This is a genomic window from Rhizobium sp. BK418, assembly GCF_004341105.1.
In the GTDB taxonomy this organism is placed as follows: Bacteria; Pseudomonadota; Alphaproteobacteria; order Rhizobiales; family Rhizobiaceae; genus Rhizobium.
Genome location: NZ_SLZK01000003.1, coordinates 769,161 through 794,995 on the forward strand (window position 1 = coordinate 769,161; position 25,835 = coordinate 794,995).

At 60.9% G+C, this 25,835-nt stretch carries 19 protein-coding genes and 1 riboswitch; of the genes, 9 read left to right on the forward strand and 10 right to left on the reverse strand.

The annotated features are described in order from the left end of the window. Positions 1–214: 214 nt before the first annotated feature. The 4 genes from EV281_RS15245 to EV281_RS15255 all read right to left on the reverse strand — a co-directional run bounded on the left by EV281_RS15245 (position 215) and on the right by EV281_RS15255 (position 4,183). Positions 215–418 carry a hypothetical protein gene (locus EV281_RS15245; protein ID WP_132653921.1) on the reverse strand — a complete coding sequence of 68 codons (204 nt, stop codon included), beginning with the start codon at positions 416–418 and terminating at the stop codon, positions 215–217. A 116-nt stretch (positions 419–534) separates the two neighbouring features. Then, a complete protein-coding gene (locus EV281_RS31145) occupies positions 535–702 on the reverse strand; it encodes a hypothetical protein (RefSeq protein WP_165911892.1) in 168 nt (55 codons plus the stop codon). 128 nt (positions 703–830) lie between these two features. Then, positions 831–2,732, reverse strand: coding sequence for a potassium transporter Kup (locus EV281_RS15250; RefSeq protein ID WP_132653922.1), 1,902 nt, complete (start codon positions 2,730–2,732; stop codon positions 831–833). A gap of 146 nt (positions 2,733–2,878) precedes the next feature. Next, entirely contained in the window at positions 2,879–4,183 is a 1,305-nt protein-coding gene (locus tag EV281_RS15255) for a hemolysin family protein (protein WP_132653923.1), read from the reverse strand. 286 nt (positions 4,184–4,469) lie between these two features. On the opposite strand from EV281_RS15255, the gene EV281_RS15260 reads away from it, so the two are divergent. From EV281_RS15260 to EV281_RS15270, 3 genes are all read left to right on the forward strand, one after another. Continuing rightward, positions 4,470–5,840 carry a DUF882 domain-containing protein gene (locus EV281_RS15260; RefSeq protein ID WP_245508267.1) on the forward strand — a complete coding sequence of 457 codons (1,371 nt, stop codon included), beginning with the start codon at positions 4,470–4,472 and terminating at the stop codon, positions 5,838–5,840. Positions 5,841–5,966: 126 nt separating this feature from the next. Beyond that, a complete protein-coding gene (locus tag EV281_RS15265; RefSeq protein WP_132653924.1) occupies positions 5,967–6,866 on the forward strand; it encodes a LysR family transcriptional regulator in 900 nt (299 codons plus the stop codon). A 95-nt stretch (positions 6,867–6,961) separates the two neighbouring features. Further along, complete coding sequence (locus tag EV281_RS15270; protein WP_007813980.1) at positions 6,962–7,117, forward strand: entericidin A/B family lipoprotein; 156 nt, start codon at positions 6,962–6,964, stop codon at positions 7,115–7,117. Between the two features lie 6 nt (positions 7,118–7,123). On the opposite strand, the gene EV281_RS15275 is transcribed toward EV281_RS15270, so the two are convergent. Together EV281_RS15275 and EV281_RS15280 are read right to left on the reverse strand one after the other, a co-directional pair. Then, on the reverse strand, positions 7,124–7,474 hold the full coding sequence (locus EV281_RS15275) for a hypothetical protein (RefSeq protein WP_132653925.1): 351 nt from the start codon (positions 7,472–7,474) through the stop codon (positions 7,124–7,126). Positions 7,475–7,507: 33 nt separating this feature from the next. After that, the gene (locus EV281_RS15280; protein ID WP_132653926.1) at positions 7,508–8,506 is read right to left on the reverse strand and encodes a glycine betaine ABC transporter substrate-binding protein; all 999 of its coding nucleotides are present in this window, start codon (positions 8,504–8,506) and stop codon (positions 7,508–7,510) included. Positions 8,507–9,165: 659 nt separating this feature from the next. On the opposite strand from EV281_RS15280, the gene EV281_RS15285 reads away from it, so the two are divergent. Next, positions 9,166–10,623: a cobyric acid synthase gene (locus EV281_RS15285; protein ID WP_132653927.1), complete on the forward strand. Its 1,458-nt coding sequence runs from the start codon at positions 9,166–9,168 to the stop codon at positions 10,621–10,623. Here the strand turns inward: EV281_RS15285 and EV281_RS15290 are convergent. Then, positions 10,620–12,410 carry a chloride channel protein gene (locus EV281_RS15290; RefSeq protein ID WP_132654326.1) on the reverse strand — a complete coding sequence of 597 codons (1,791 nt, stop codon included), beginning with the start codon at positions 12,408–12,410 and terminating at the stop codon, positions 10,620–10,622. The genes EV281_RS15285 and EV281_RS15290 overlap by 4 nt on opposite strands. A 207-nt stretch (positions 12,411–12,617) precedes the next feature. Beyond that, a riboswitch (cobalamin riboswitch) is annotated at positions 12,618–13,011 on the forward strand. 344 nt (positions 13,012–13,355) lie between these two features. Here EV281_RS15290 and cobU point away from each other — a divergent pair. The 4 genes from cobU to cobO are packed head-to-tail and all read left to right on the forward strand — an operon-like array spanning position 13,356 to position 19,642. Then, positions 13,356–13,865: a bifunctional adenosylcobinamide kinase/adenosylcobinamide-phosphate guanylyltransferase gene (gene cobU, locus EV281_RS15295; RefSeq protein WP_132653928.1), complete on the forward strand. Its 510-nt coding sequence runs from the start codon at positions 13,356–13,358 to the stop codon at positions 13,863–13,865. A gap of 4 nt (positions 13,866–13,869) precedes the next feature. Continuing rightward, entirely contained in the window at positions 13,870–14,916 is a 1,047-nt protein-coding gene (cobW, locus tag EV281_RS15300; protein WP_132653929.1) for a cobalamin biosynthesis protein CobW, read from the forward strand. Positions 14,917–14,925: 9 nt separating this feature from the next. Then, positions 14,926–19,047: a cobaltochelatase subunit CobN gene (gene cobN, locus EV281_RS15305; RefSeq protein WP_132653930.1), complete on the forward strand. Its 4,122-nt coding sequence runs from the start codon at positions 14,926–14,928 to the stop codon at positions 19,045–19,047. Beyond that, a complete protein-coding gene (gene cobO, locus EV281_RS15310) occupies positions 19,010–19,642 on the forward strand; it encodes a cob(I)yrinic acid a,c-diamide adenosyltransferase (protein ID WP_132653931.1) in 633 nt (210 codons plus the stop codon). The genes cobN and cobO overlap by 38 nt, the downstream gene beginning before the upstream one ends. A gap of 93 nt (positions 19,643–19,735) precedes the next feature. On the opposite strand, the gene EV281_RS15315 is transcribed toward cobO, so the two are convergent. Both EV281_RS15315 and EV281_RS15320 read right to left on the reverse strand, forming a co-directional pair. Then, positions 19,736–20,530, reverse strand: a complete 795-nt coding sequence (locus EV281_RS15315; RefSeq protein WP_132654328.1) for a helix-turn-helix transcriptional regulator — start codon at positions 20,528–20,530, stop codon at positions 19,736–19,738. Further along, positions 20,530–20,895 (reverse strand): nuclear transport factor 2 family protein, encoded by a 366-nt coding sequence (locus tag EV281_RS15320; protein WP_132653932.1) that lies wholly within the window; start codon positions 20,893–20,895, stop codon positions 20,530–20,532. Before EV281_RS15320 ends, EV281_RS15315 begins: the two co-directional genes overlap by 1 nt. A gap of 199 nt (positions 20,896–21,094) precedes the next feature. Here EV281_RS15320 and EV281_RS15325 point away from each other — a divergent pair, with 199 nt between their 5' ends. Further along, a complete protein-coding gene (locus EV281_RS15325) occupies positions 21,095–21,748 on the forward strand; it encodes an isochorismatase family protein (protein WP_132653933.1) in 654 nt (217 codons plus the stop codon). 99 nt (positions 21,749–21,847) lie between these two features. On the opposite strand, the gene EV281_RS15330 is transcribed toward EV281_RS15325, so the two are convergent. Continuing rightward, positions 21,848–25,714: a hypothetical protein gene (locus EV281_RS15330; protein ID WP_132653934.1), complete on the reverse strand. Its 3,867-nt coding sequence runs from the start codon at positions 25,712–25,714 to the stop codon at positions 21,848–21,850. Positions 25,715–25,835: the final 121 nt, after the last annotated feature.

Sequence of the window (25,835 nt, forward strand, 5' to 3'; positions counted from 1 at the left end):
ATGCGGCTAGGAAGAGCAAATCTGCGACATTGTTCGTGATTTGCGGCGCGCGAGGAGCGACAGATGTCGCTGCGGTGCGGAAGTTCGACGAAATTTAATGGGGAAAAAGCATGTGGCGGATATGAAAAAGGCGGTGCTGCGTGGGGCAGGCACCGCCTTAGCTTGGGAGGTATGTCGCATTCATTGCATATATTTGCATCAAGGAGCCCTGTCTTTAGTGAGCTCTGTTCTTGCCGGTCTCATCGGCGCTCGGCCAGCCGATATCCTTGCGGATGTCGAGGGGCATGGATTCGATCTGCCGCTCCGTCTGCCAGCGGCGCCATGCGCGCACGAGCTTGTCGGCATAGGAACCGAGCGAAAGATGTCTGCCATAGGATGACAGGCTCTTGCCGCCATCTCTGTAGGTCATTGAGGTCATTGCCGTTTCCTTTCCTGGCAGGACACGGGATTCCCGTATCCTTGAGATGAAATATGCGCTTGCGGCACTCATCATTCAAACGAATAGATTTTATGAGTACCATAAGCGGTTTTGAACTATCGCTGCTGCTCGTCGAGAGCGGGCAGGGCGCAGATATCGGCCGCAAGATGCGGCGGATAATGCTTCATTTCCTGCCTGATCCGTTCGCGTGCCGCCACCCGAAACATGCGTGCGCGAAACGCGAAGAAAGCCTGGAGGATGTTGAAGCCTGCTACTTGCGACATGTTCGGCCTCCTTTTTCTCAGCCTCATCGTCACAAGATAAATATAGGTCCGCAGGTTGATTCAAACAAATGAAATGAACTGGCCTTTAGATTCAGCGAAATTGAAAGTAGAGGGCGCGGGGCGCAGTCTCAAATTACCATCTGCTCGCCAAGCTCCACCACGCGGTTGTTGGGAAGCTGGAAATAATCCGAGGGATCGATGGCGAAGCTTGCCATCGCGATGAAGAGCCGGTCTTGCCAGGCGGGAAGGCCGACATTCGGGTCACTGATCAGCTTGCGCCTGCCGACATAAAAGGAGGTCGACATGATCTCGAAATCGAAGCCCGCCTTGCGGCAGAGCGGCAGGGCTTTGGTAACGTCGTGATCCTCCATGAAGCCGAAGAGGAGCTGGATCTTGATGAAGCGCTCCGAGAGCTTTTCGATCGTCACGCGTTCCGTCTCCACCACATAGGGGCGCGGCGCGGTTTTCACGGTGAGAATGACATTATGGGCGTGCAGGACGCGATTGTGCTTCAGGTTATGCAGAAGCACGCCCGGGACGCTATCGGGAAGGCTGGTCAGGAAGACTGCCGTGCCCGGGACCTCGGTAGGCGCGTGATCCGATGGCCGTTCGATCGACCTCAGGAACGGTATCAGCGGTATGTCGTTTCTCGACGACCTGTCGCGGATGAGCAGGGTTCCCTTCTTCCAGGTCCACATCATTATCATCAGCGCGCCGGCGATCAGCACGGGGACGTAGCCGCCGTCGTGGATCTTCAGGAGGTTGGCACCGAGAAAGACGCCCTCGAGCACGAAGAGCGGCAGGAGAACGGCAAGGGCGCTCATCACCGTCCAGCCCCAGACGACGCGGAGAAACTGGAAGGACAGGATCGTCGTGACGACCATTGCACCCGTGACCGAAATTCCATAGGCCGTTGCAAGGGCTTCGGAAGAACCGAAGGCGAAGATCAGGGCAAGAACGCCGAACAGGAGCGCCATATTCACCGCCGGCACATAAATCTGGCCGGTGTTGGCGGCAGAGGTGAAGCAGATCTCCAGCCGCGGAAGGAAGCCGAGATGGATCGCCTGACGGGCAAGCGAGAACGCCCCGGTGATGACCGCCTGGCTGGCGATGATCGTGGCAGCCGTGGCAAGGAGGACCACTGGAAGGATCGCCCATTCCGGAAACAGCAGGAAGAACGGATCGGACGCGGCCCGGGGGTTGGCGAGCACCAGCGCGCCCTGGCCGAGATAGTTCAACAGAAGGGAGGGGAAAATCACTACGAACCAGGCGGCCTGGATCGGCTTCCTGCCAAAATGGCCGAGGTCGGCATAGAGCGCCTCTGCGCCCGTCACGGTCAGGAAGACGGCACCGAGGACCACCAGACCGACCAGGCCGGCATGGGTGATGAAGTTGAACGCGTAGAGTGGATTGAGCGCGGCGAAAATCGCGGGATCGTCTGCGATGTGGACCAACCCGCCAATGCCCATTACCACGAACCAAAGGAGCGTTATCGGGCCGAAGAGCTTCGATACTGACGCGGTGCCGACCGACTGTATCAGGAACAGGACCAGCATGATCGCGACGGCGATTGGCAGGACATAGGGCGTGAAAACAGGGGTTACGAGCTTCAGCCCTTCGAGCGCCGACAGCACCGACAAGGCAGGTGTGATCATCGCGTCGCCGATGAACAGCGCGGCACCAATGATGCCTGCGAAGAAGAAGATGGTAGCGTGCCGGCTGGTCTTCTTCATGAGAAGGGCGAGCAGGGAAAGGGTTCCGCCTTCGCCTTCGTTGTCTGCCCTCAGAAGAAACAGCACGTATTTGAACGTTACGATGAACGTCAGCGTCCAGATCATCAGGGAGATCAGTCCGATGATTTCCTGCGGCGTCACGCCGTCATGGACGAAGGGGCGAAGCGCTTCGCGGAAGGCATAGAGCGGGCTTGTGCCGATATCTCCATAGACCACACCGATCGCCCCGAGCACGAGGGCGGCAAACTTTTGCTGGCCTGGATGGAACCGGTCTGCGTCGTGAGCGGTTGCGGACATGGACGCTTCCTGATCGTTGTGGGCACTGATTGTTGTCTGGCCTGGATTGCTGCTCGGAATGAAAGATATGGGGCACAACCTGAGAATGGCACGTCGGACGCAAGCCGGGGGCGCAAGGGCCGGGGCCGGACACATCCGGTCTCCAATCAGGTTTCCGCCCGCGCTTCATCCTTTGTCAGGGCGCTGACCAGCAGCTTGTCGACGCGCCGCCCGTCGAGATCGATCACCTCGAATTTCCAGTCGTTCTTGACGAAGGTCTCTCCAAGTTCGGGCAGATGCTTCAACTCTTCCAGAACGAGGCCGGCGACAGTCTGATATTCGACGTCCTCGTCGAGCGGAAAATTCATGAATTCGGAAAACTCGTCGATCGGCGTCCATCCGGAAACGAGGTAGGAGCCATCGTCGCGTCGCTTGATCGCCGGCTCCTCGCCGGAGGCCGCTTCGCCGAAGACGCCCATGATCGATTCCAGAATGTCGCCTGAGGTGATCACACCCTCGAAATGACCATATTCGTCGTAAACCAGAACCATATGCTGCGGCGACTTGCGGATCGCGTCGATCACCGAGGAGGCGGGAGCGAGGTCCGAGATGATCGGAACCTCCTGCACAAGCGTCATAATGTCGACCGATCGGCTGGCAGCGAGGGCGTCGTAGTAATTCTTGACGGCGAGAACGCCGAGAACCTCGTCGGAGCTGCCCTTGCGGGCTGGCAGTCGCGTCCGCGACGTCGACTGGATGGTCTTGCGGATCTCTTCAGCGGAATCCTCGATATCGACCAGCTCGACATCGCGCCGTGGCGTCATGAGCGCGCGCGCCGTTCTATCGGCAAGGCGCATGACGCCGGTGATCATGGCGGATTCGCCGCTCTCGATCACGCCGGCGCTCTGGGCTTCGGCAAGAACCGTCTTGATCTCCTCATCGGTGACGCCATCGGCGTTCTTTCCGGACTGACCGAGTAGGGCGAGAATGAGTTTGCCCGAGCCGTCGAGCAGCCAGACGAGCGGCAGTGCAGCCTTCGACAGATAGGTCATCGTCGGAGCGACCCTGGCGGCGAGCGCTTCGGGCGCGCGCAGCGCCATCTGCTTGGGCACCAGCTCGCCGATGATGAGGGAGAGATAGGTGATGATCACGACGACCGAACCGACGCCGAGCCCGTCTGCCCAGGCATTGGGAAGCCCCTGTGCCAGGAGCCAGGCGGAGAATCGCGCACCCAGCGTCGCACCGGAAAAAGCGCCGGAGAGGACGCCGACGAGGGTGATGCCGATCTGCACCGTCGACAGGAACCGGCCCGGGTCTTCGGCAAGCCGCAGGGCCAGTCGCGCTCCTCTGCTTCCCTGGTCCGCCAGGACCTTGAGGCGTGCCGGGCGGGCGGAGACGATCGCGAGCTCCGACATGGCAAGGACGCCGTTGAGAATGGTGAGAAGGACGACGATGGCTATTTCGGTATACAAACTTTGGCCTGTTTCGCTGATAATGCTGCATCGAAACTATGCGATCTCGTCTCGCTTTGCGAGGGTTCCTGTCGAAGATCATGCCCGTGAGCGAGTTAATTACGGCAAAACTTCTCCCGGCCGGAATGGCCTGAGAATTTGCACGCCGCCCCTTCCGTCCCGGTGCTTGCTAGTATCTGGGGCTCATAAACCCCCTCTTAAGAATCTGTTGACCATAATGAAGGCTTAACGCCGCCGCGTATGCGGTGCCTGTGATGTTTTCGTGTCTCGCCCAAGGACGAAGCCTGTGTCCCTTCATCAAGCCATCGCCGCCATTCCGGCGACCGCGTCAGCCTGGTTTCTGTCTTTCGTCGCCCATCGCATGGCACTTGCCGTGGCGTTTGTTTTCGCCATCATTGCCGGATCGAGCGAGGCAACGGCGGAGGATCGGGCGCTGAAGCTCTTCTTCACGCATACGGGGGAGCGGGCGACGATCGTTTTCAAGCGCAACGGCAGGTACGATCAGCGCGGGCTCGCCCAGATCAATCGCTTCCTGCGCGACTGGCGGCGTAACGAGCCCGCCAAAATGGACCCGCGCCTGCTCGATCTCGTGTGGGAAGTCTATCGCAAGAGCGGGGCGAAGGAGACGATCCACGTTGTCTCAGCCTATCGTTCGCCGGCGACCAACAATATGCTGCGCACCCGCTCGCGCAATACCGGTGTTGCCAAACATAGCCAGCACATGCTCGGCAAGGCGATGGATTTCTATATTCCGGGCGTCAAGCTCGCGACGCTGCGCGCGATTGCCATGCAAATGCAGGTGGGCGGCGTCGGCTATTACCCGACATCGGGCTCACCCTTCGTGCATCTCGATGTCGGCAATGTGCGCGCCTGGCCGCGCATGTCGCGCCAGGAACTGGCGCGACTGTTCCCGGATGGACGTACCATCCATCTGCCGGCGGATGGACGTCCGCTGCCGGGTTATCAGCAGGCGCTTGCCGAACGCAAGAAGGGCATTCGCTCCGCGCCGATCCTGATTGCCGCCAACGAGGAAGAGGACGACGACGCGCCCGCCGCGGTCAAGAAGCCGGACCCTGTCGTCACCGGAAGCCTGGTCACGGCCATGTTGCCGACGCCGCAGAAACGGGCCGATCTCGGACTGACGCGGCAATTGGCCAAACCGGAGGACCAGGAGGCGGCCGATCGCGGCTTTGCCGATCTCGCCTCGCTTACCGTTCCGCTTCCCGCGCTGCGGCCCGTTGACAGCGAGGCCATCGAGAGCGAGACGCCAATACCAGCCCTTGCGCCGGTTCCTGCAATTGCACCGGCGTCGGCATCCGTCCAGCGGGCTCAGGCCGACTTCACGCGCTTCGTCATCGGCCGCAAGCCCGCCAATGCTGCGCTCGTTGCCGACAGGCTCATCCATCCGGCGCCGACGGCGGAGCAGATCGCGGTGCTGCCGGTCTCCGCGTCGCGGCATGTCTCGGGCGGCGTCGGCGAGATGTCTGCACGGGCGCTGATCGCATGGGCCGTACGATCTCCGGAGGCCACGGTCGAGCTGACGGCGCCGGCCATGATCGGCACGACCTATCCTGATAGCCGCGGCGAGGGCAGGGCGGTTGCGGCCGGCGCTGCCGGAAAGAGCTTTAAGACCAGCCGTTTCGGCACCGAGGGATGATTCAGCAAGAGAGATGAGATCAGGCGACATCGCAATGATCGCCCCTCCAAAAACAGGGGTTCGGTTGACTTTCAATCAAATAGAATGATAATGCTTTGTCATTCAGAAAAATTGAAAGATGTGACGATGACCATCCCGTTTCGCCGTCCCATTCCGTTGCTCGACAATGACGTGCTGCGCACCTTCGTCGCCATTGCAGAAACCGGAAATTTTTCGACCGCAGCCGAAACCGTCTTTCGCACGCCGTCCGCGGTTTCCATGCAGATCAAGAAACTGGAAGAACAGCTCGGCGTGACGCTGTTTCGCCGCGATGCGCGCTCTGTGACGCTGACGCAGCATGGCGAAATGCTGCTGTCCTATGCGCGTAACATCCTGGCGCTCTCCAACGAGGCGGTATCGCGCTTTATCATGCCCGAGCTCAGTGGCGTTGTGCGGCTCGGCGCGCCCGAGGATATTGGCGAACGACTGCTGCCGCAGATCCTGAAGAGTTTCGCAGAGACCTATCCGGGCATCATGGTCGACGTGACGATCGACATGAGCATCGGCCTGAAAAAGCGGATGGAGGAGCAGCGCCTCGATCTCGCACTCATCAACTGCGCGACGCGGCCGTTCCCGACCAATGGCGAGGTCGTCTATCGTGAGCGGCTCGTCTGGGCAGGCGCCAAGTGCGGTTCGGCCCATCGCCGCGATCCGCTGCCGATCTCGATCTGGGAAGACGGCTGCATCTGGCGGCAGGAAGCGATCACCCAGCTCGAGCGCAATAAGCGGCCCTATCGTGTGGCCTATCTCAGCGCCCACACGATGGCGCAGCGCGCCGCCGTGGTCTCCGATCTCGCCATCGCGCCTCTGCCGCTCTCTTATGTCAGCGATGACATGGCGATCCTCGGCATCCAGGAAGGGCTTCCGGAACTGGGCTCGTTCGATATCCAGCTGCTGACGGCATCGCAGATGACGGGGCCGATCGAGACGGTCGCCGACAGCATCCGCGCATCCTTCGCAGAGAGGTCTAAAGCAGCGGCTGCCTGATTTCGCTTAGCCGGTGAACTTTTCGCTCACGAATGCGTTATCCCGCCCGGGCGGCTTCAGCCGTTCGGGCTTGATTTCAAAAAAGGATTTCGCACATGACGACCACGGGTAAAATAGCATCCGCCTTGATGATCCTTCTTGCGCTTTCTTCTTGCGCCAACACGATCCGTGGCGTGGGCAGGGATACGGCAAATGCCGTCAATGCCACACAGGATGCTGGCCGCAGTGTCGATCGGGCCGCGAAGAGGTAATCGATTTCAGATCTTCGAAGCAGGATAGGCTTTTTCCAGCCCGCCGGATCGGGTCAGCCCGGTCCGGAATGCGGCATAGGCCGGGTGCTGGCTGGAACACGCCGCTTCCATTAGCCTGATCTGCAGCCGGGCAGGTGCAGCTTCCCCGAGCCACTTACCGAGGGTTTCGAGCTTCAGCGAATTGAGGAAGCGAGAGGTAGAGGCAAGGTCCAGATGACGGTGCAGGCCCTCCAGCAGGTTATCGTCCTGAACAGGATTTTCCATCAGCAGCGACAGATAGGATGTGTCGGCTTCGGAAAGCGCCGCAAGTTTTTCCGCGACGGTATCGCGATCGGGGAAGGGTACCGTGCCAGTCATAACGAATCGTCCAATTCTTGTTGCCGGGACGGTTTATAGACTGGCCTTGACCTTCTCGGCTACATCGGCCGGAACCCAGCGGCTCCAGAGTTCCTCGTAATTCTGCAGGAAATAAAGGGCGGCATTTTCGTTGTTCTCTCCGTTTTCGTCCTGCCAGGCCAGCACCTGGCTAATGGTTTCGTTATCCCAGCTGCGCGCCTTCAGGTAGTTCATGACGGGGCCGGCGCGGTCGGCAAAGGACCGGGTCATCAGCGTGAAGGCCTGCGACACCGGATAGGCGTTCACCTTGGGATTGGCGCAACCGCGAACAGAGGTGCAGGCGTCCCATTCGGCCTGGTCATGCGGCACGCCGAAACCGAGTTTCTTCAAGTCATACTTGCCGATGACTGCTGTTGGCGACCAGTAATAGCCGAGCCAGCCAACCTTGTTGTCGAAGGCGCGGGCAATTGAATCGTTAAAATCGTCGGGGGTGCGGCTGTCGACCAGCGCAAACCCCAGCTTGCCGGCATTGAGTGCCTTGAAGAGGTTGCGGGTCGAGATCTCGCAGGCCCAGGATCCCGGACAATTATGGACGACGGCGTGTGAGGGATCGTCGATATCGGGAAAAAGTTCCGGATGCTTCAGTGCATCTTGTACCGAGCCGATATCGGGATTGGCATCGGCGATGAATTTGGGAATGTACCAGCCTTCGATCGCCCCGTCGGCAAGGATTTCGGCGCCCTCTACCAGCCGGCCCTCCTTGATGGCGGTATCGAGCTGCGGCTGGACGGCCTTTGTCCAGAATTCCGAGGCGATATCGGGGGTGCCCGTGCCATTCATGGAGGCGAAAGTCGGCAGCGTGTCACCGTCGACGATCGAGACCGAGCAGCCGTAGCCTTTCTCGAGGATGAACTTGTCGAAGCTCGCGGCAATGCCCGCGGAGCCCCATCTCATTTCGGCAATCGAGACCTTGCCGCATTCGGCAGCCTGCGCCTCACCAGTTCCCGCATAAAGACAGACGGCAAGGATGAGCGACGTGAAAAATGTCTTCATTATAAGTCCCCGAAATTTTATAGGATCGAACGTGCATGCACCGGGGGCAATTAGCCGACAAATCTCTCCGCCGCTTCAGGTGCCCATCGCCCGGCCGGAACATGCTCGGCGGGCCTTCCTGTCTGCGGCGCCGTTCGTCTGGTTTTCCGGCGGCTCGTCGCTGGCCATTTCTATCGATGGTTGATTATGAGCAAGCCTAAGGATTTACGATAAGAAATCAACTCCCTTTTCTGTCTTCCCTCAGTCACTAAATTATTGAATCCGAAGAATTTATGCCGGCATCCATGGCGGTGCGACCCTATACGCGACGGAGGCAGATGCGCCCCTCGGGATGAGCTGAAAGCGGTTTCAAATGAGAGAAATTAGAAAAAGTGCAAAAAAGGTCGAAATTCGCGTTAAGGCGGGCGTTCAATAACCATCCAGTAAGAATGTGCCGTTATCACTTGTGACGCGGCGGGGGACAACCGCTGCTTCTCCGGATCAGGTAGAGCGTCCCGGAGAAAGCGAGCTTCATCGCGTAATGGTGAGGGCGTCAGCGTTTTATGGCAAACCGCGTTGGGCTTATGGCCTGATCGCGGTTTTCGCATTTCTGGCTCTCTGTTGACCGGTCCGCAACGCTCATTGTAGGCCTGCGGGAAACGCTTCACGGATAGACCTCAATGACCAGAGCCATCATGCTGCAGGGAACCGGCTCGGATGTCGGCAAGACGGTGTTGGTGGCGGGCCTTTGCCGGCTGGCTGCCAATCGCGGGCTGAAAGTGCGCCCCTTCAAGCCGCAGAACATGTCGAACAACGCGGCAGTTTCCGACGACGGCGGCGAGATCGGCCGGGCGCAGTGGCTGCAGTCGCTGGCCGCGCGGACACCTTCCTCGGTGCATATGAACCCGGTGCTGCTGAAACCGCAGTCGGAGAATGGCAGCCAGATCATCGTGCAGGGCAGAGTCTTCGGGCAGGCGAAGGGGCGCGATTATCAGCGGCTGAAGCCGCAGCTCCTCTCTTCCGTGCTGGAGAGTTTCGCCAGGGTGTCGGAAGATGCCGACCTCGTCATCGTCGAAGGGGCGGGATCGCCGGCCGAGATCAATCTCCGGGCCGGCGATATCGCCAATATGGGCTTTGCGACGCGCGTGAACGTGCCGGTCGTACTCGTGGGGGATATCGACCGCGGCGGGGTGATCGCTTCGCTCGTCGGCACCCATGCGATCCTGACGGAAGAGGACCGGCGGATGATATCAGGCTATATCATCAACAAGTTCCGCGGCGATGTGAGCCTGTTCGACGACGGGATCGCGTCGATCAGGGCGTTTACCGGCTGGCCCTGCTTCGGCGTCGTGCCCTGGCTGAAGGCGGCTGGGCGGCTGCCGGCTGAGGATTCCGTTGTGTTGGAGCGGCTTGCAAAAGGACCAGCTGGCGCGCTGAAGATCGCCGTGCCTGTTCTGCCCCGCATTGCCAACTTCGACGATCTCGATCCGTTGCGCACCGAGCCTGATATCGAACTCGTCTTCGTGCGATCAGGCGAGCGGCTGCCAGGCGATGCCGGGCTCATCATCCTGCCAGGCTCGAAATCGACGATATCGGATCTCAGTGATCTCAGGGCGCAGGGATGGGATCGTGACCTTGCCGCGCATGTCAGGCGCGGCGGCCGGGTGATCGGCATTTGCGGCGGCTACCAGATGCTCGGCCAAAGGGTGCGCGATCCGCTAGGCATCGAAGGGGCGGTAACTGATATCGAAGGGCTTGGCCTGCTCGATGTCGATACAGAGATGGCGCCGGAAAAGACCGTGCGTAACAGCAGCGCACGCTCTTGCCAGTATGAGGTGCCGCTCTCGGGTTATCAGATCCACCTCGGCATCACACGAGGCACGGATTGCGAGCGCCCGGCGGTTATTGTCGATGGCCTGCCTGATGGGGCGGTTTCGGCGGACGGGCGTATCATGGGCACCTATCTGCACGGGCTGTTCGGTTCGGATGCCTATCGGGCCAGGCTTCTGGAAAGCTTCGGGCTTTCGGGGGAGCGGGCGAATTATCGCCAAAGCGTCGATCAGGCACTGGACGAGGTTGCTGGCGAGCTGGAACACGCCCTCGATGAGCGTTTTCTTGCCGGCCTCCTCGGCGACTAGATTTCCCCCGAAACTTCGCGGCGGCGGCGGTCGAGCTCTTCGCTGTAGCGACGCAGCGTGTGGCTTTCGCTGAGCTGGCCGATCACCTTGCGCTCGATCAGATTGTTGACGACTGCGAGCGCTTCGCTTTCGGTCTTGTCGAAAATCGCGGCCGCTTGCTTGGCATTCATCTGCGGCTGCAGGAAGTCGTTTTTGTAGCGGATGAAATCAGCAAGGTTCTGGGCTTCGTCCTGCGAACTGGTGGGATTGGCGTAGATTTCCGGGACGAGCACGAGACCCGCATATTTGTCGCTGTCGTCAACGAGGATGACGCGCTGCGTCGACCCGATCGGGTAGGCCGCCTTGAAGTCGTCGAGCGTCATGCTTTTTTTGGCCGTCTTCACATCGGCGCGCATCAGCTTGTCGACGGTCAGGTTTCTGATCCAGCCGACATCATGGGCGCTGCGAATGCTCTCACCCCGCAGGTGGAAGCGCCATGTGGCGAAGGAGTAGCCGAATGTGGTGCGCACCACGAGCGATGACGTGATCACAGCCGCGAGCACCAAGGCGGTGATCGGAAAGTCGCCGGTGATCTCCAGCGCCAGGAAGGTCATGGTCAGCGGTCCCCCGATGACGGCAACGGCGAGCGAGCTCATGCCGACGACAGCGTAGATGACCGGCGTCAGCGTCGCATCGGCGAAATAGGGGGCCGAATAAGCAAAGAGCTTGCCGAGCAGGGCGCCCATGAAGAGCGAGGCGAAGAAGAGGCCGCCTCTGAAGCCGGAGCCGATCGAGACGGCGGACGCGATCGATTTCAAAAGGAACAGGCCGACGAGCGCGGGGATCGTCACTTCATTAGCGAGGTTCAGATGCAGCGCGCCATGGCCGGCGGCCAGAACCTGCGGTGAAATCAGCGCCAGCAGGCCGACGACGATGCCACCAAGCGCCGGGCGGAAGGGCAGCGGGACGGAGCTCTTGCGCGCCAGTTCCTCGACGAAGGCGACGCCCTGCATGAGGAGGATACCAATGCCGGCGCAGAAGGCGCCAAGGGCGATCGCCGGCACGTAATCGGCCGGCTGGACAGCGCCGAAACTGCCGACATCGATGACGAAATCGCTGCCGGCCAGCAGGCGGGCAACCAGCGTGGCGACGAGGGCTGCGACGACGACCGGCGTCAGCGAGACGATGGCATAGGTGCCGATAATGAGTTCGAACGCGTAGAAGGCGCCGGTCAGGGGCGCATTGAAGGCGGCGGCGATGGCGCCGGCCGCACCGCAGCCGACGAGAATGCGAAGATCCGCTCGGCGAAGCTGCAGCTTCAGTCCGAATTTCGAGGCGATGCCGGCGGCAAGCTGCGTATAGCCGGCTTCGAGACCGACGGAGGCGCCGAAGCCGTTGGAGACGACGTTCTGGACGGCCACGAGGATGCTGTCGGTCAGCGACAAGCGGCCGCCATGCAGCGCATTGGCCTCGATCGGGTCGACCATCGGCTTCTTGCGCCACTTGGCGAGAATGAAGATCAAGAGGCCAAGCAGGATGCCGCCTGCGAAAGGCGCCGTCATCAGCAGAAACTGATTGTCGATCTGCGAAGCGCTGAGCCGGGTCTCGGTCGCGATCCCGAAGATCAGCTTGTGCATCTCCTCGGAGATAAAACTCATGGCGCTGACCGCCAGTCCTGCAGCGATGCCAACCAGCGCGCCAGCAAAGACCAAGCCCATTTCGCTTTGTCTTACGAGGGCACGCAGACGCCCCAAATCGAAAATGGTGGTGAGGGGCCGGAAGCGGCGGATATCCATTCGGGAGAGCATCATAGGAGAACTAGGCGGCAGGAGGAACGGTCAAGGTGACGGGCGGCATCCGCATGCTTGCCAATTGCGGCAAAATACCGGCCGAGCAGTAAAGTTTTTATGACGTAAGTTTTTGAATAAACACGATAATCTTGGTAGTGTAAGTCGAGATGAACGGCTTTGGCTCGTTGCACGGCAATTGACATGGGGGTTGCACGCGCCTAACCATGAAACCACATAATGGATGGTTCCGGATCGGCCTTACGCCTTCCGGATGAAAAGGGAATGTGACGGGGCGGACCCAAGCCGGGCGCCTTCATCACAGCCGACCCCGCGACTGTAGAGCAGTCAGGGTCTTCCGGCCGGCATTTGGGCCGTTAAGCTGACAGCCTGCGTGGTGCAGGCGGGCAGAGCGGGCAAGTGCCGGAAAAGCCACTGGAAATGCATCGTGATCAGCCGAGGCAGGACGCCTCTATTTCTACGAATCGTCCGCCTTTTCACGAGACGCAGCCGGGAAGGCGAGGCAGATCCGCTGGCACGATCAGGGGCGACCGCATCAGGTCGCCCCGGTCGCGGCCGATAACTGCGAGCCAGGAGACCTGCCATCTGTGCCGGGCATCAAGCCCAAATTGGGCATTTGCCCGCTGCCAGCACGGAGGTTGTCTTGGCTGAAGGATATGGTTCGGCACTGCGTCGTGTGGTGCGCATGGGTTTCCCCTTCTCCCCCGCGGGTAGAAGGTGGCCCGAAGGGCCGGATGAGGGGACCTCGGGACGTGTTGTTTTCTCCCCCCTCGTTCCTGTGCTTGCAGGAATACAGCCACCGCGCGTCTGCGCCGTGAATGAATCAGCGCTATCGCAGAATGAGTCTCTCCCGCCCAAGGACTTGGGCAGGCTGGATTCCTGTGACAAGCACAGGAATGAGGGGTGTGGGGAAGGCCGTGCCCATCCTCAACGGTCGGTGTCGTTATGACCGTCACCTTCATCCTCGGCGGCGCACGCTCCGGCAAATCCCGTTTCGCCGAAAACCTCATCACCACAGGTGGCCTCGAGCGCCATTACATTGCCACCGGTCGCGCCTGGGACGAAGAGATGCAGGCACGCATCATCAAGCACAAGGCCGATCGCGGCCCGTCCTGGACTACGCATGAAGAGCCGCTCGATCTCGCCGAGCGCCTTGCGGCCATCGATGCAGAGGGCAGGGCAATCCTCGTCGATTGCCTGACTTTATGGCTTACCAATCTGATGATGGACGGGCGCGATATCGCCGCCCAGTCTGCCGCGCTTGCCGCATTTCTTCCCACGGCAAGGGCACAGCTCGTCATCGTTTCCAATGAAGTCGGGCTCGGCATCGTGCCTGACAATCGCATGGCGCGGGAGTTTCGCGACCATGCCGGCCGATTGCACCAGATGATCGCGGCTTCGGCCACAGATGTTTATTTTATCGCAGCGGGTCTGCCGCTGAAAATGAAGGGTTAGTTCCATGCAGCAGAAGATTCCCGCAACCGTCATCACCGGCTTTCTCGGCGCCGGCAAGACGACCATGATCCGCAACCTGCTCACCAATGCCGGCGGCAAGAAGATCGCGCTCATCATCAATGAGTTCGGCGATCTCGGCGTCGATGGCGACGTGCTGAAGGGCTGCGGCGCGGAGAACTGCACCGAGGACGACATTATCGAGCTCACCAATGGCTGCATCTGCTGCACGGTCGCCGACGATTTCATTCCGACCATGACCAAGCTTCTGGAGCGCGACCAACGCCCCGACCATATCGTCATCGAAACGTCGGGCCTCGCTTTGCCGCAGCCGCTGGTCGCCGCCTTCAACTGGCCGGATATCAGAAGCGAAGTCACCGTCGACGGCGTCATCACGGTGGTCGATAGCGCGGCTGTTGCCGCCGGCCGTTTTGCCGACGATCACGATGCCGTCGATGCGCGCCGTGTCGAGGATGAATCGCTCGATCACGAAAGCCCGATCGAGGAGCTCTTCGAGGATCAGCTGACCTGTGCCGATCTGATCGTGCTCAACAAGACCGATCTCATCGACGCCGACGGCCTCGGCCGCGTGAAGAGCGAAGTCGCCTCGCGCATTGCCCGCAAGCCCGTGATGATCGAAGCCAGGAACGGCGAGGTGCCGGCAAGCGTGCTGCTCGGCCTCGGTATCGGCACGGAAGAGGATATCGTCAACCGCAAATCCCATCACGAGCTGGAGCATGAGGATGGCGAGCCGCACGACCACGATGAATTCGACAGTTTCGTCATCGAGCTTGGCGCTGTCTCGGATACCGCCGGTTTCGTCGAGAAGCTGAAGGGTATCATTGCCGAACACGACGTGCTGCGCTTGAAAGGCTTCATCGACGTTTCGGGCAAGCCCATGCGCCTGCAGCTGCAGGCCGTGGGTGCCCGCATCGACCAGTATTTCGACCGCGCCTGGGCCCCGGGCGAAGCGCGCAACACGCGCCTCGTCGTCATCGGTCTGCACGAGATGGATCAGGACGCGATGCGCAAGGCGATCGAGGCGCTCATCTGAGGACATCGAATGCATCTGCTTCTCGCCCAGCAGGGAACGATCAGCGACGGGGAAGAGGCGATCGACCTCGGCCAGTCGCCGGGCGACATCCTGTTCCTGTCGGCTGCCGACACCGAACTCGCGTCGATTGCCGCGGCTCATGCCGGCGGAGCGACGGGGCTTACGCTCCGGCTTGCGAGCCTGATGAGCCTGAAGCATCCAATGTCGGTCGACACCTATGCGGAGCGGACCGCGCGGCATGCGAAGCTGATCATCGTGCGGGCGCTCGGCGGGGCGAGCTATTTTCACTATGCGCTGGAGGCACTGCATGCGGTTGCGGCACGCAATGGGGCGCTGATTGCGGTGCTGCCGGGCGATGCCAAGCCGGATGCGGGCTTGACACCGTTTTCCAATGTGGCGCTCGACGATCTCAACGCGCTCTGGAGATACCTGATCGAGGGCGGGGACGCCAATGCGCGGGGCTTTCTGGCCTATGCGGCAGCGATGCTCTCGGGAGCGGAGAAGCCCGCACCGGCCGCGCCGCTGATGAAAGCCGGAATATGGTGGCCGGGGCGGGGGCTTGTCGGAGTTGAGGAGTGGCGGCGGCTTGTTTCGGGCGTTTATTCCGTAGCCAGTGAAAGCGTGGCACCCCCCTCTGTCCTGCCGGACATCTCCCCCACAAGGGGGGAGATCGGCAAGCGGCAGGACCATCGCCCTACGTCGGTTGTTTGGGGAGAAGCCCTCCACGATTCGATCTCCCCCCTTGTGGGGGAGATGTCCGGCAGGGCAGAGGGGGGTATGGTAGCGGAGGAGGGGTTTGAACCCCCAGTCGTCGCCATCGCTTTCTATCGTGCCCTTGTCCAAAGCGGCGAAACCCGCCCTGTCGAAGCCCTAATCGAAGCCTTGCAGGCGCAAGGCCTGCGCCCGCTGCCGGTCTTCGCCTACAGCCTCAAGGACCCGGTCTCCAAAGGCATCCTCGAATCCATCTTCGCCGAACTCAAGCCAGATATCGTCATCAACACGACAGGCTTTGCCGTTTCCGCACCCGGCGCCGATCGCGAACCGACCGTGCTGGAGGCGAATGACGCCATCGTGCTGCAGGCGATCTTTTCCGCTTCGTCGCGAGATGCGTGGGCTGCCTCGTCCCAAGGGCTCTCGGCCCGCGATCTCGGCATGAATGTCGCGCTGCCGGAGGTGGATGGCCGCGTGCTATCGCGCGCCGTCTCTTTCAAGGCGGCGGCGCGTTACGATGCTGCGGTTGAAACCAATATTGTTTCCAGCGAACCGGATGCCGGGCGCATGACATACGTGGCCGCACTTGCCGCCAACTGGGCACGGCTGCGGCGGAAAGTGACAGCGGAGCGCCGCATCGCGCTCGTCATAGCAAATTACCCGAATCGTGACGGACGGCTCGGCAATGGCGTCGGGCTCGATACGCCCGCCGGGACGATCGAGGTGATGCGGGCGATGGAGAAGGCCGGTTATTCGGTCGCCGATATTCCCGCCGATGGCGATCACCTGATGCGGCATCTGATGGCGGGGCCGACCAATTCCGGTTTCGAAGGCAAGGTGGTGCGCGAGACGCTTTCCTTGAGTCGATACAAGCGCTTCTTCGCCTCTCTTCCCGTTCAGATTCAGGATGAGGTGACGGCCCGCTGGGGCGATCCCGAGGCCGATCCTTATGTGCGCGAGGGCAGTTTCGCGCTGTCCTTTGCCCGGTTCGGCGGCTTGCTCGTCGGTATCCAGCCGGCGCGGGGCTATAATATCGATCCCAAGGAAAGCTATCACTCGCCCGATCTCGTGCCGCCGCACGGCTATTTCGCCTTCTACGCTTTTCTCCGCCAGGAGTTCAGTGCCGATGCCGTCATTCACATGGGCAAGCATGGCAATCTGGAATGGCTGCCGGGCAAGGCGCTGGCACTGTCGGAAGCCTGCTATCCGGAGGCCATTCTAGGGCCGTTGCCGCATCTTTATCCCTTCATTGTCAACGATCCGGGCGAGGGCACGCAGGCCAAGCGCCGTACCGCTGCCGTCATCATCGATCATTTGACGCCGCCGCTGACGCGGGCCGAAAGCTATGGGCCGCTCAAGGATCTGGAGGCGCTGGTCGATGAATATTACGAGGCTTCCGGCGGCGATCCCAGGCGCATCCGATTGCTGTCCCGGCAGATCCTGGAGCTTGTTACCGATATCGGGCTGGATCGGGATGCGGGGATTGCCCAGGGCGAGGCCGAAGGCGAGGCGCTGAAGAAGCTTGATGCCTATCTTTGCGATCTCAAGGAAATGCAGATCCGTGATGGGCTGCATGTATTCGGAGTGTCGCCAGAGGGGCGGTTGTTGACGGATCTCACCGTGGCGCTGGCCCGCGTGCCGCGCGGGCTTGGCGAGGGTGGGGATGCGAGTTTGCAGCGGGCGATTGCGGGGGATGTGTTGAAAAAACCCTCCCCAACCCCTCCCCACAAGGGGGAGGGACTTACCGTTGAGCTTACGGCCGTCGCCGAGATCAAAGCCGACGGCGCAACGGTGCGCCCAGCAAGCCCCTCCCACCTGTGGGGAGGGGTTGGGGAGGGGTCTTCTTTTGACCCTCTCAATTGCGACATGGCTGCCCCCTGGATTGGCCCACGCCCGGCTATCCTCGCAGATATCATTGATGCCCCCTGGCGCACGAACGGCGACACGGTAGAGCGCATCGAGCTGCTCGCAGCAAAACTGGTTTCCGGTGAACTCGCCTGCCCAACCCTCTGGTCCCGAACCAGATGCGTGCTCGATGAAATCGAAGGCCGCCTCAAGCCCTCCATCCTTGCCTGCGGCCCGGCCGAAATCGCCAGCCTGCTGCGTGGCCTCGATGGCCGTTTTGTGCCGCCCGGTCCATCGGGGGCGCCGACGCGCGGGCGGCCCGATGTCTTGCCGACGGGGCGAAATTTCTACTCCGTGGACAGCCGCGCGGTGCCGACGCCGGCGGCCTACGAGCTCGGCCGGAAATCCGCGGAACTGCTGATCCGCCGTTACGCACAGGATCACGGCGAATGGCCCGTCTCATTCGGGCTGACGGCCTGGGGAACCTCCAACATGCGCACTGGCGGCGACGACATCGCCCAGGCGCTGGCGCTGATCGGCGTCAAACCTGTGTGGGACATGGCTTCGCGGCGCGTCACGGGCTACGAGATCATCCCACCGGCTATGCTGCGGCGGCCGCGAGTGGACGTGACATTGCGTATTTCCGGCTTTTTCCGTGACGCTTTTCCCGAGCAGATCGCCCTATTCGACAAGGCGATCCGCGCTGTTGGCGCCTTGGATGAGGATGCGGCCGACAATCCGATAGCCGGGCGCATGCGTGGCGAGGCGGCGCGGCTTGCCGAGGCCGGGCTCGATGAGAAGGCGGCGGCGAAGCGGGCGGGTTATCGTATCTTCGGTTCCAAGCCCGGTGCCTATGGTGCGGGTCTGCAGGCGCTGATCGACGAGAAGGGATGGGAGCGGCGGGCTGATCTTGCCGAAGCCTATCTCGTCTGGGGCAGTTATGCCTATGGTGCGGGCGAGGAAGGGCGGGCCGAGCGCGGCGTCTTCGAGGAGCGGCTGCGTTCCATCCAGGCCGTCGTACAGAACCAGGACAATCGCGAACACGACCTGCTCGATAGCGACGACTACTACCAGTTCGAAGGCGGCATGGCGGCGGCGGCCGAAGAACTCGGCGGTGAGCGGCTGGCGATCTACCACAATGATCATTCACGGCCGGAAAAGCCGGTCATTCGTTCGCTCGAAGAAGAAATCGGGCGGGTGGTGCGCGGGCGCGTCGTCAATCCGAAATGGATCGAGGGCGTCATGCGCCACGGTTACAAGGGTGCCTTCGAGATTGCGGCGACCGTCGATTATCTCTTTGCCTTTGCGGCGACGACCGGTGCCGTCGGCAATCATCATTTCGAAGCGGTCTATCAGGCCTTCCTCGCCGATCCCAAGGTGCGCGATTTCATGGCCGAGAAGAACCCGGCCGCGCTTTCCGAAATGAAGGAGCGGCTGATGGAGGCGATCGAGCGCAAGCTCTGGACGCCGCGCAGCAACTCGGCGCAATTCGATCTTACTGACATCAACGAACCAAGAAAAGAGCAGGCAGCCTATCATGAGCGAAGAGCCCGTCGTACCAGCCGAAAAGGATGATGCCCGTCACGCCGAGAAGATGGCGAAGAAGAAGGCCGCCCGCGACAAGATCATGGCGACCAAGACGGACGAGAAGGGGCTCGTCATCGTCCATACCGGCAAGGGCAAGGGCAAGTCGTCTGCCGCTTTCGGCATGATCTTCCGGCATATCGCCCACGGCAAGCCTTCTGCCGTCGTGCAATTCATCAAGGGCGCCATGTGGACCGGCGAGCGCGATCTGATCGAGAAGCATTTCTCCGACGTCTGCCAGTTCCATACGATGGGCGAGGGTTTCACCTGGGAGACGCAGGACCGGGCGCGGGATGTGGCGGCTGCCCGCACTGCCTGGGAAAAGGCCAAGGAGCTGATCCGCGACGAGCGCAATTCCATGGTGCTGCTCGACGAGATCAATATCGCGCTGCGCTATGACTATCTCGACATCAATGAGGTGGTGGAATTCCTGAAGAGCGAGAAGCCCTACATGACGCATGTCGTGCTGACGGGTCGCAATGCCAAGGAAGAGCTGATCGAGATCGCCGATCTGGTGACCGAGATGGAACTGATCAAACATCCCTTCCGCTCCGGTATCAAGGGGCAGCCGGGCGTGGAGTTCTAAAGCAATTCCAGCAAAAGTGCGTGGCTGTTTGCGTCCGGACTTGTGTGAAAGAAGAGCAGTTTCAGCATCCGGAATTGCGGAGAAACAAAGCCCTTAGTTCAGTGCAAGGCTGCGCAGGATCGCGGCGGTTTCCTCGTCGGCCGGGAAGAAGGATTCGATCGCCAGTTCCGACAGCGTGATATCGACGGGCGTGCCGAAGACCGTGGTCGTCGAGATCAGGGAAAGCAGGCCGGCCCTGGTCGAAAGCTTCAGGGGAACGGCGATGCCGGCGTGGTCGGCATGGGTCTCCCCAGTATCTTCGGGCGCGGCGTAGGAGAGCAGTTCCTTCAGCAGCTTTTCCAGTACGGGGTCGCCCGAGGCTGAAATCTGTTGGCGCAGCCGGTCGATGAGGTGGGTGCGCCACTCCGCGAGATTGACGGTGTGGGGCGCCAGGCCCCGTGGGTGCAGCCCGAGGCGCAGCACATTGACTGGCGGTTCCAACAGCGCTGGATCGGCAACGCCTGTGATGAGAGGTGCCAGCGCTGCATTGGCGGCAATCAGCGTCCAGTGGCGATCGACGGCAAGCGCCGGGAAGGGCTCGTGGCCTTTCAGCACCATATCGATGGCGCGGCGCGCCGGCTCAAGGGCGGGATCGTCGAGCTTGCGTTCGGCAAAGACGGGGGCGAAACCCGCCGCCAGCAATAGCGGGTTCCGGTCACGCAGGGGGACGCCGAGGCGTTCGGCCAGATGCAGAAGCATCTCGCGGCTCGGGGTCGAGCGCCCGCTCTCGATGAAGCTCAGGTGCCGTTGCGAGATATCGGCTTCCAGCGCGAGGTCCAGCTGGCTCATGCGGCGGCGCTGGCGCCATTCGCGCAGGCAATCTCCAAGAGAGCGGGCGGTCGGCGTCATCACGCGGCTTCCGGCAGCTGATCGATGAAGCCGCGGACGGATTTCAGCCTGCCGCCTTCGAGTTCGGCAAAATCCGTGCCCTTGATCAGTGCTTCGCCATTCTCAGGGCCGAGGCCCCAGGAGAAGCGCAGGACATCACCGTAGCCATCCGCCGTGCCGATCAGTTCGAAGCGAAAGCCGGGGAAGCGGTTCTGCACGGCCTCGACCAGCGAGTTGATCTGCTCATGGCCTTCGCCGCGCATCAGCGGATCGATATAGGTAGCGTCCTCCGTCCAGCTCTCGGCGATGAGAGCGCGGCGGCGGGCGGTATCCGTCTCGTTCCAGATGGCGAGATAGAGCTTGGCGTTGGTATTTGCGTCGTTCATCGGGTCATCTCCTTTTGATCGCCGGTCAATTCCAGGCAGGGCGATCATGGGCGAATGCGGTGCAGCCTATCAATTACGCCGGAGGTAATGGAAGCCTGATCCGTTCGAGATCAAGTTCAGGTCGCGCCTTGGTGATTTGACAGGCGGAGAGGGAGCCCGGAGATTTGCGGCGACCCTTTTGCTTCGGAGGAGACATGCCATGAAAACCCGTAGGTACAAAGCCTTTGCCGCCCTGGCTGTCGCCATCCTCGGCGCATCTGCGGCGCAGGCAACCGTTATCGACGAATGGAATACGATCAAGGCCCCTGCTGCACCAGTGCTGAAGCCGGTTAGGGTGAATACATTGGATACGGCGCTGCTGCTCCTCGATTTCAACGGTGCGCAGGACCCGTCGAAGGGACCGTGCAACACGAAGAACAAGCCGCGCTGCATTGCCTCGCTGCCGAAAGTGGAGAAGCTGATGGAAGAGGCGCGCAAGAGCGGCGTGCCCGTCGTCTACAGCATCACGGGCGGCGCGACGAAGGGTGATATCGCCAGCGTGCTCGCGCCGAAAGAGGGCGATGCCGTCGTGCAGTCGGGCGCCAATAAGTTCATCAATACCGATCTCGAAAGGATCCTGGCGGAGAAGCACATCAAGACCGTGATCGTCACTGGCACGGCGTCGGAAGGCGCGGTGCTGAACACGGCGGCTTACGCGGCGCTGAAAGGCATGAACGTCATTCTGCCCGTCGATGGCATGTCCTCGACCGATCCTTATGCCGAGCAGTATGTCGCCTGGCACTTTGCGAATGCGCCGGGTGTTTCGGCCAAGACGACGCTGACCTCGATCGATGAGATCAAGTTCGGCAAGTGATGCTCCGGAGCGGACATGGCGATGTTACGAGTTGCCCCGAACCGTGTCGCGAGTACCGGGATTTACTGGCCGCGCTTCAGTCTTTTTGCGTGACATGCTTTAGTGGCTTGTGATCGAGAGCTTGTAGGTCTGGGTCGGCACATTGAAGGAATAGGATTTTTCCTCTTCGGTCGTGTGCTCGATCTTGTTCTTCTTCTCATAATCGGCGACAATCTTGGCAGCGACGGTCTTGTCGACCCCGAGTTCGACGCCCCACTTGTTCATCAGCTCGTCTACGGCGCCATTGGTCGATTTCGCCTTGAAGGAGACGGCCATGGCGTCCTGCTTCAACAGCAGGTCTACGGTCTTGTGGGATTTGCCCACTTCATAGGAATTTCCTTCGTTGGTGATTGATATGGCCGGCATGCTGAGATCGATGTCGCCGAATTTCAGATTGAAGGCGGCGCGTATCGCACGAGCGTTGATGACCGGCGTTGCCGTCGAGAAGGTGACAGATTTGGCGCCGTAGCTCACTACCTTGTCGCCATTAATGATCGGCATATTGCCCACTTCGTGGACGTAAAGCGAGAATTCGCCTGGGATGTCCTGACCGTCAAAGGCTTTGGTCTTGAAAACGACGACCTTGGTCTTCGTCGGATTTCCCGCAAGGGTGGCGGCGGAATCCGCGTAGATCGGCGCCCGATAGGCTTTCGGCACGTCTTTGGCGGCATCGGCCTGTTTGGAGGCGGCTTCCACGGTGGCTTTCTTGGCTTCTGCCTCGTCTTTCGCTGCCTGTGCATCGGCCGACTTGGCCTTTGCCATCTGAACCTGAGCATCCGCTTCTATGGCTTTGCCCTCCGTTTCCGCCGCGGCCTTCGTTACCCCAAGATCGTAATCCTTCTGCTGCTTGTCGAGATCGGTCCCATATTTGGCCTGAATTTCGCGCGCCTTGTTGGCCGCTTCGGCGATGCTGATCGAGTTGTCCGACAGTTTCTTCAGGAGATCGGCGACCTCCTGCCGGCCGGACATGTCGCGGAAGAGGTTGGGCGTAGCGAGCAGGTTGAGCGCTGCGCCGAGGCCCGTCGGGTCCGGAACCGGAGAGGGGGTGACGATATTGATGAGCGATTGCGGGAATGGCGTCGGCGTCGGATTGACCGCCTGCGGTGTCGGCTGCACCGGCGTGACGGTTCCGATCTCGGGCGCCTCAATCGGTATCGGATGTTCTTCCCATTTCCAGAAACGGGTGTTGTCGATCTCTTCGGAAATGTTGCAATGGCCAAGTTTGCCTTCCGCGAAGACGCCGCGGGTCGGCAGGGTGATCAGCCGTTCGGATTTGGCCGAGGCAAGCGCTATTCCCTCGAGCGCTTTCGCGCGGTCGTCCTCGTTCATGGCCGCGAGCTTGTCCTGGACCCATTTCTGGCGTGCAGGGTCGCCGCTGTTGATTGCTGCAGCAAGATCGACGTAAAGCGCATCGTTTGCCGCATCGGCGGGCCGGGCCAGCGGATAGGCGACATAGCTGCCAAACAGTTCGAGCGGTGTCGGATCGGCGTGATCGGCCATATTCTGTCCCGGCGTGGTCCAGGCCTTTCCCTCGAACTGGATAGCGAGTTCGCTTTCGTCGGTCGTCAGCGCGATAACACGATTGTAATAGGCGTTGTTCTTCTCGAAATGGTTCGAAAGCCGCTTTGCCGCGCCGAGTTCTTCCAGCGTAAGGCTCTGCTCCGGCCCGACGACCGGTGGCAATCCGGCCGGCCTCGGCCCCGGCCTGTTCAGCCAGGTGAAGCTTTGCGAGGAGGGTTCTTCTCCCCGGAAATAAAGATCGACATCCCGTAATCCCTCGGGGGAGGTCAGCCAGCGGCAGATGCCGTTCTGCCCGAAGGCGTTGATGCACAGGGCGTCGATGCGCCAGTCGTCATCGCCCCATTTTTCGAACTGGAAGCCGATGATATCTTTCCATTTGACGGTTGTGCCTTTCCCCGTGATCTGATCGAAGATCTTGCAGAAAGTCCACTGAACGGAACCTTTCTCGCCGAAGCGTTCGCCGCTGTTCACGTTGTGAAATTGATTTTCACCTTCACCCATATGGCCGCCGCGATAGACATAGTGCAGCTCGTGGCGTTTCTCCTGCACCCATTCGTCCGACGTGATCACGTAAATGACGATAGTCGAATCCGAGAGATCGCTCTCGGTCGTCTTTATGCCGATTTCGAAGGTTGTGAACTCCTCATCGCCCTCCCAGGGCGGGAAGGTCCAGACATTGCCGGGCACGATGTTCTGAGTGGTTTGATAATCGCGCAGCGATTCCTGCTTGGCAAGCGCGTCGAACCCGGGCTTCAGGCTTGCATCCAGCAGATTGGCTTCCAGCACCGAACGATAGGCGAGCAGGGTCTTGGCGTCGAAGGTGGCGATACGTGCGGGGATCTTCGCCAGTACCGCGGCCCGCCGGCGCATCCATTCCACGGTGACGCGGTAGTGCCGGAGAACCTGGTAATAGAGAATGGTCAGCGTGTGGCTGTGATTGTAATTGGTGAAGGTGCGGGTCTGGATGCTCTCCTTCTCCTCCTGCCGGGCCTGGATGACGACAGTGGAGGTCAGCTCCCGCACGGCCGAAGAGGCTTGGGAAAAGCTGTCGTTGATGCGCTGCACATTGTCGGCGGCGAGATCACGGCTGCCTTCGCTGCTTGCCGTCGAGCCGCCAAGCGCCATGGTATTGCCGGCAGCCGCACCGACGCCGACAATGCCCAGATTGGCGCCGAAGCTGCCGCCGACGGAATTGGCCGTGCCGGCCATGAAGGAGGAGCCGTGCTGAAGTTCTTTCACGCCCGCCTTGACGACTTCGGAAATGAGCCGGTCGCGATGGGTCTGGTGCAGCAGGTTCTCCGTCAGCTTCGTGTCCTCCTGCCGCTCTGTGAGGCTGTCCCATGACCAGTCGATGACGGCGAGCTTGACCGTTTCGGCCGGCGCGAGCGGCAGGCTGTAGAGAATTTCGCCGAGGGAATGACCGATCGAGAACCAGGAAACCTTGTAGTCGTCGACATAGGCGAAGCGCGTATCCGCGGGCAGATTCTGCCCTGCGGGCGGGTCGGCCACGCGGACCACCTGCCGCAGCATGAATTCCTGCAGCGCGAGATTTGCAGGCAGGAGCTGCTCGCAGCCGTCTTCGCCAAGCAACGATTTCGGACTGGCCGCAAAGGAGGCAGGCGAGAGCTGCCAGTCGGTCAGGCCTGGATTTTGAAGCGCGCGGCCGCCCATGTTGACGAGCGCCGCGGGCAGGTCCGCTTTGGGAGCCATGACGCGGCCGACGATAGCGTTTGCGGCAAAGCGGGCTTGGCCGAAGACGTCGACGGCGGCTTCCTGCCCGAAGGGTTGGACCAGGATCTGCACCTTCTGCGGTGCGTTTTTATCGGCGCGCCGCTCAGCCATTGCAAGGGAGAGCATGAGGCGCGATTGAGGCTGAAGCCGCATGAGATCGAAGGACAGATAGCCGACATGATCGGTGGTGAGGATGCCGAGCGGCTCGGCGTAGACGACCTCCTGCGGTTCCGCTTCCGCTGCGAGTTCCAGATCGTGTTCTTCGGCAACGTCTTTCATGCCTTGCTTGATGAGGACGCTGAGTTTGGCCTGCGTTATATCCTGCAGGCTGTCGACGCCGGCCGTGTCGAATACGCGTTTCAGCACAGCGTAAACCAGCTCGCGCGCTTCGTTGGGATCGGCCGCAAGCGATAATTCTGCCTCTTCCGTGAGGATCGATGCCAGCGCGGCAAGTATCATGTCCACTATCCGGGCACGTTCCGCCTCTGGAATGGAATCGTCGAAATTGGTGACCGCAGAAAAGACCGGCTCCCGCAGCCGGCGACTGGGTGCCCGTGCCGCCGGCGTGAAGGGCACGATGAGTTCGGCGTAGACTGGGAGCCCTGATGTAGGGCGTCCGCTTACCGGATCTGTTATGAAAAGGCTCAAATAGGAAGGTTCGTCAATGCCAGTCATACCCCACCTGCTTCCGGATTGAGGAACTGATCAGTAAAAACGTTCTGCTGTCGGTAGTACGGCTATGATGGATATGCTTTACAGGACGGGCGTATTTCCGCTCTTCTTCAAATCGCGAAAA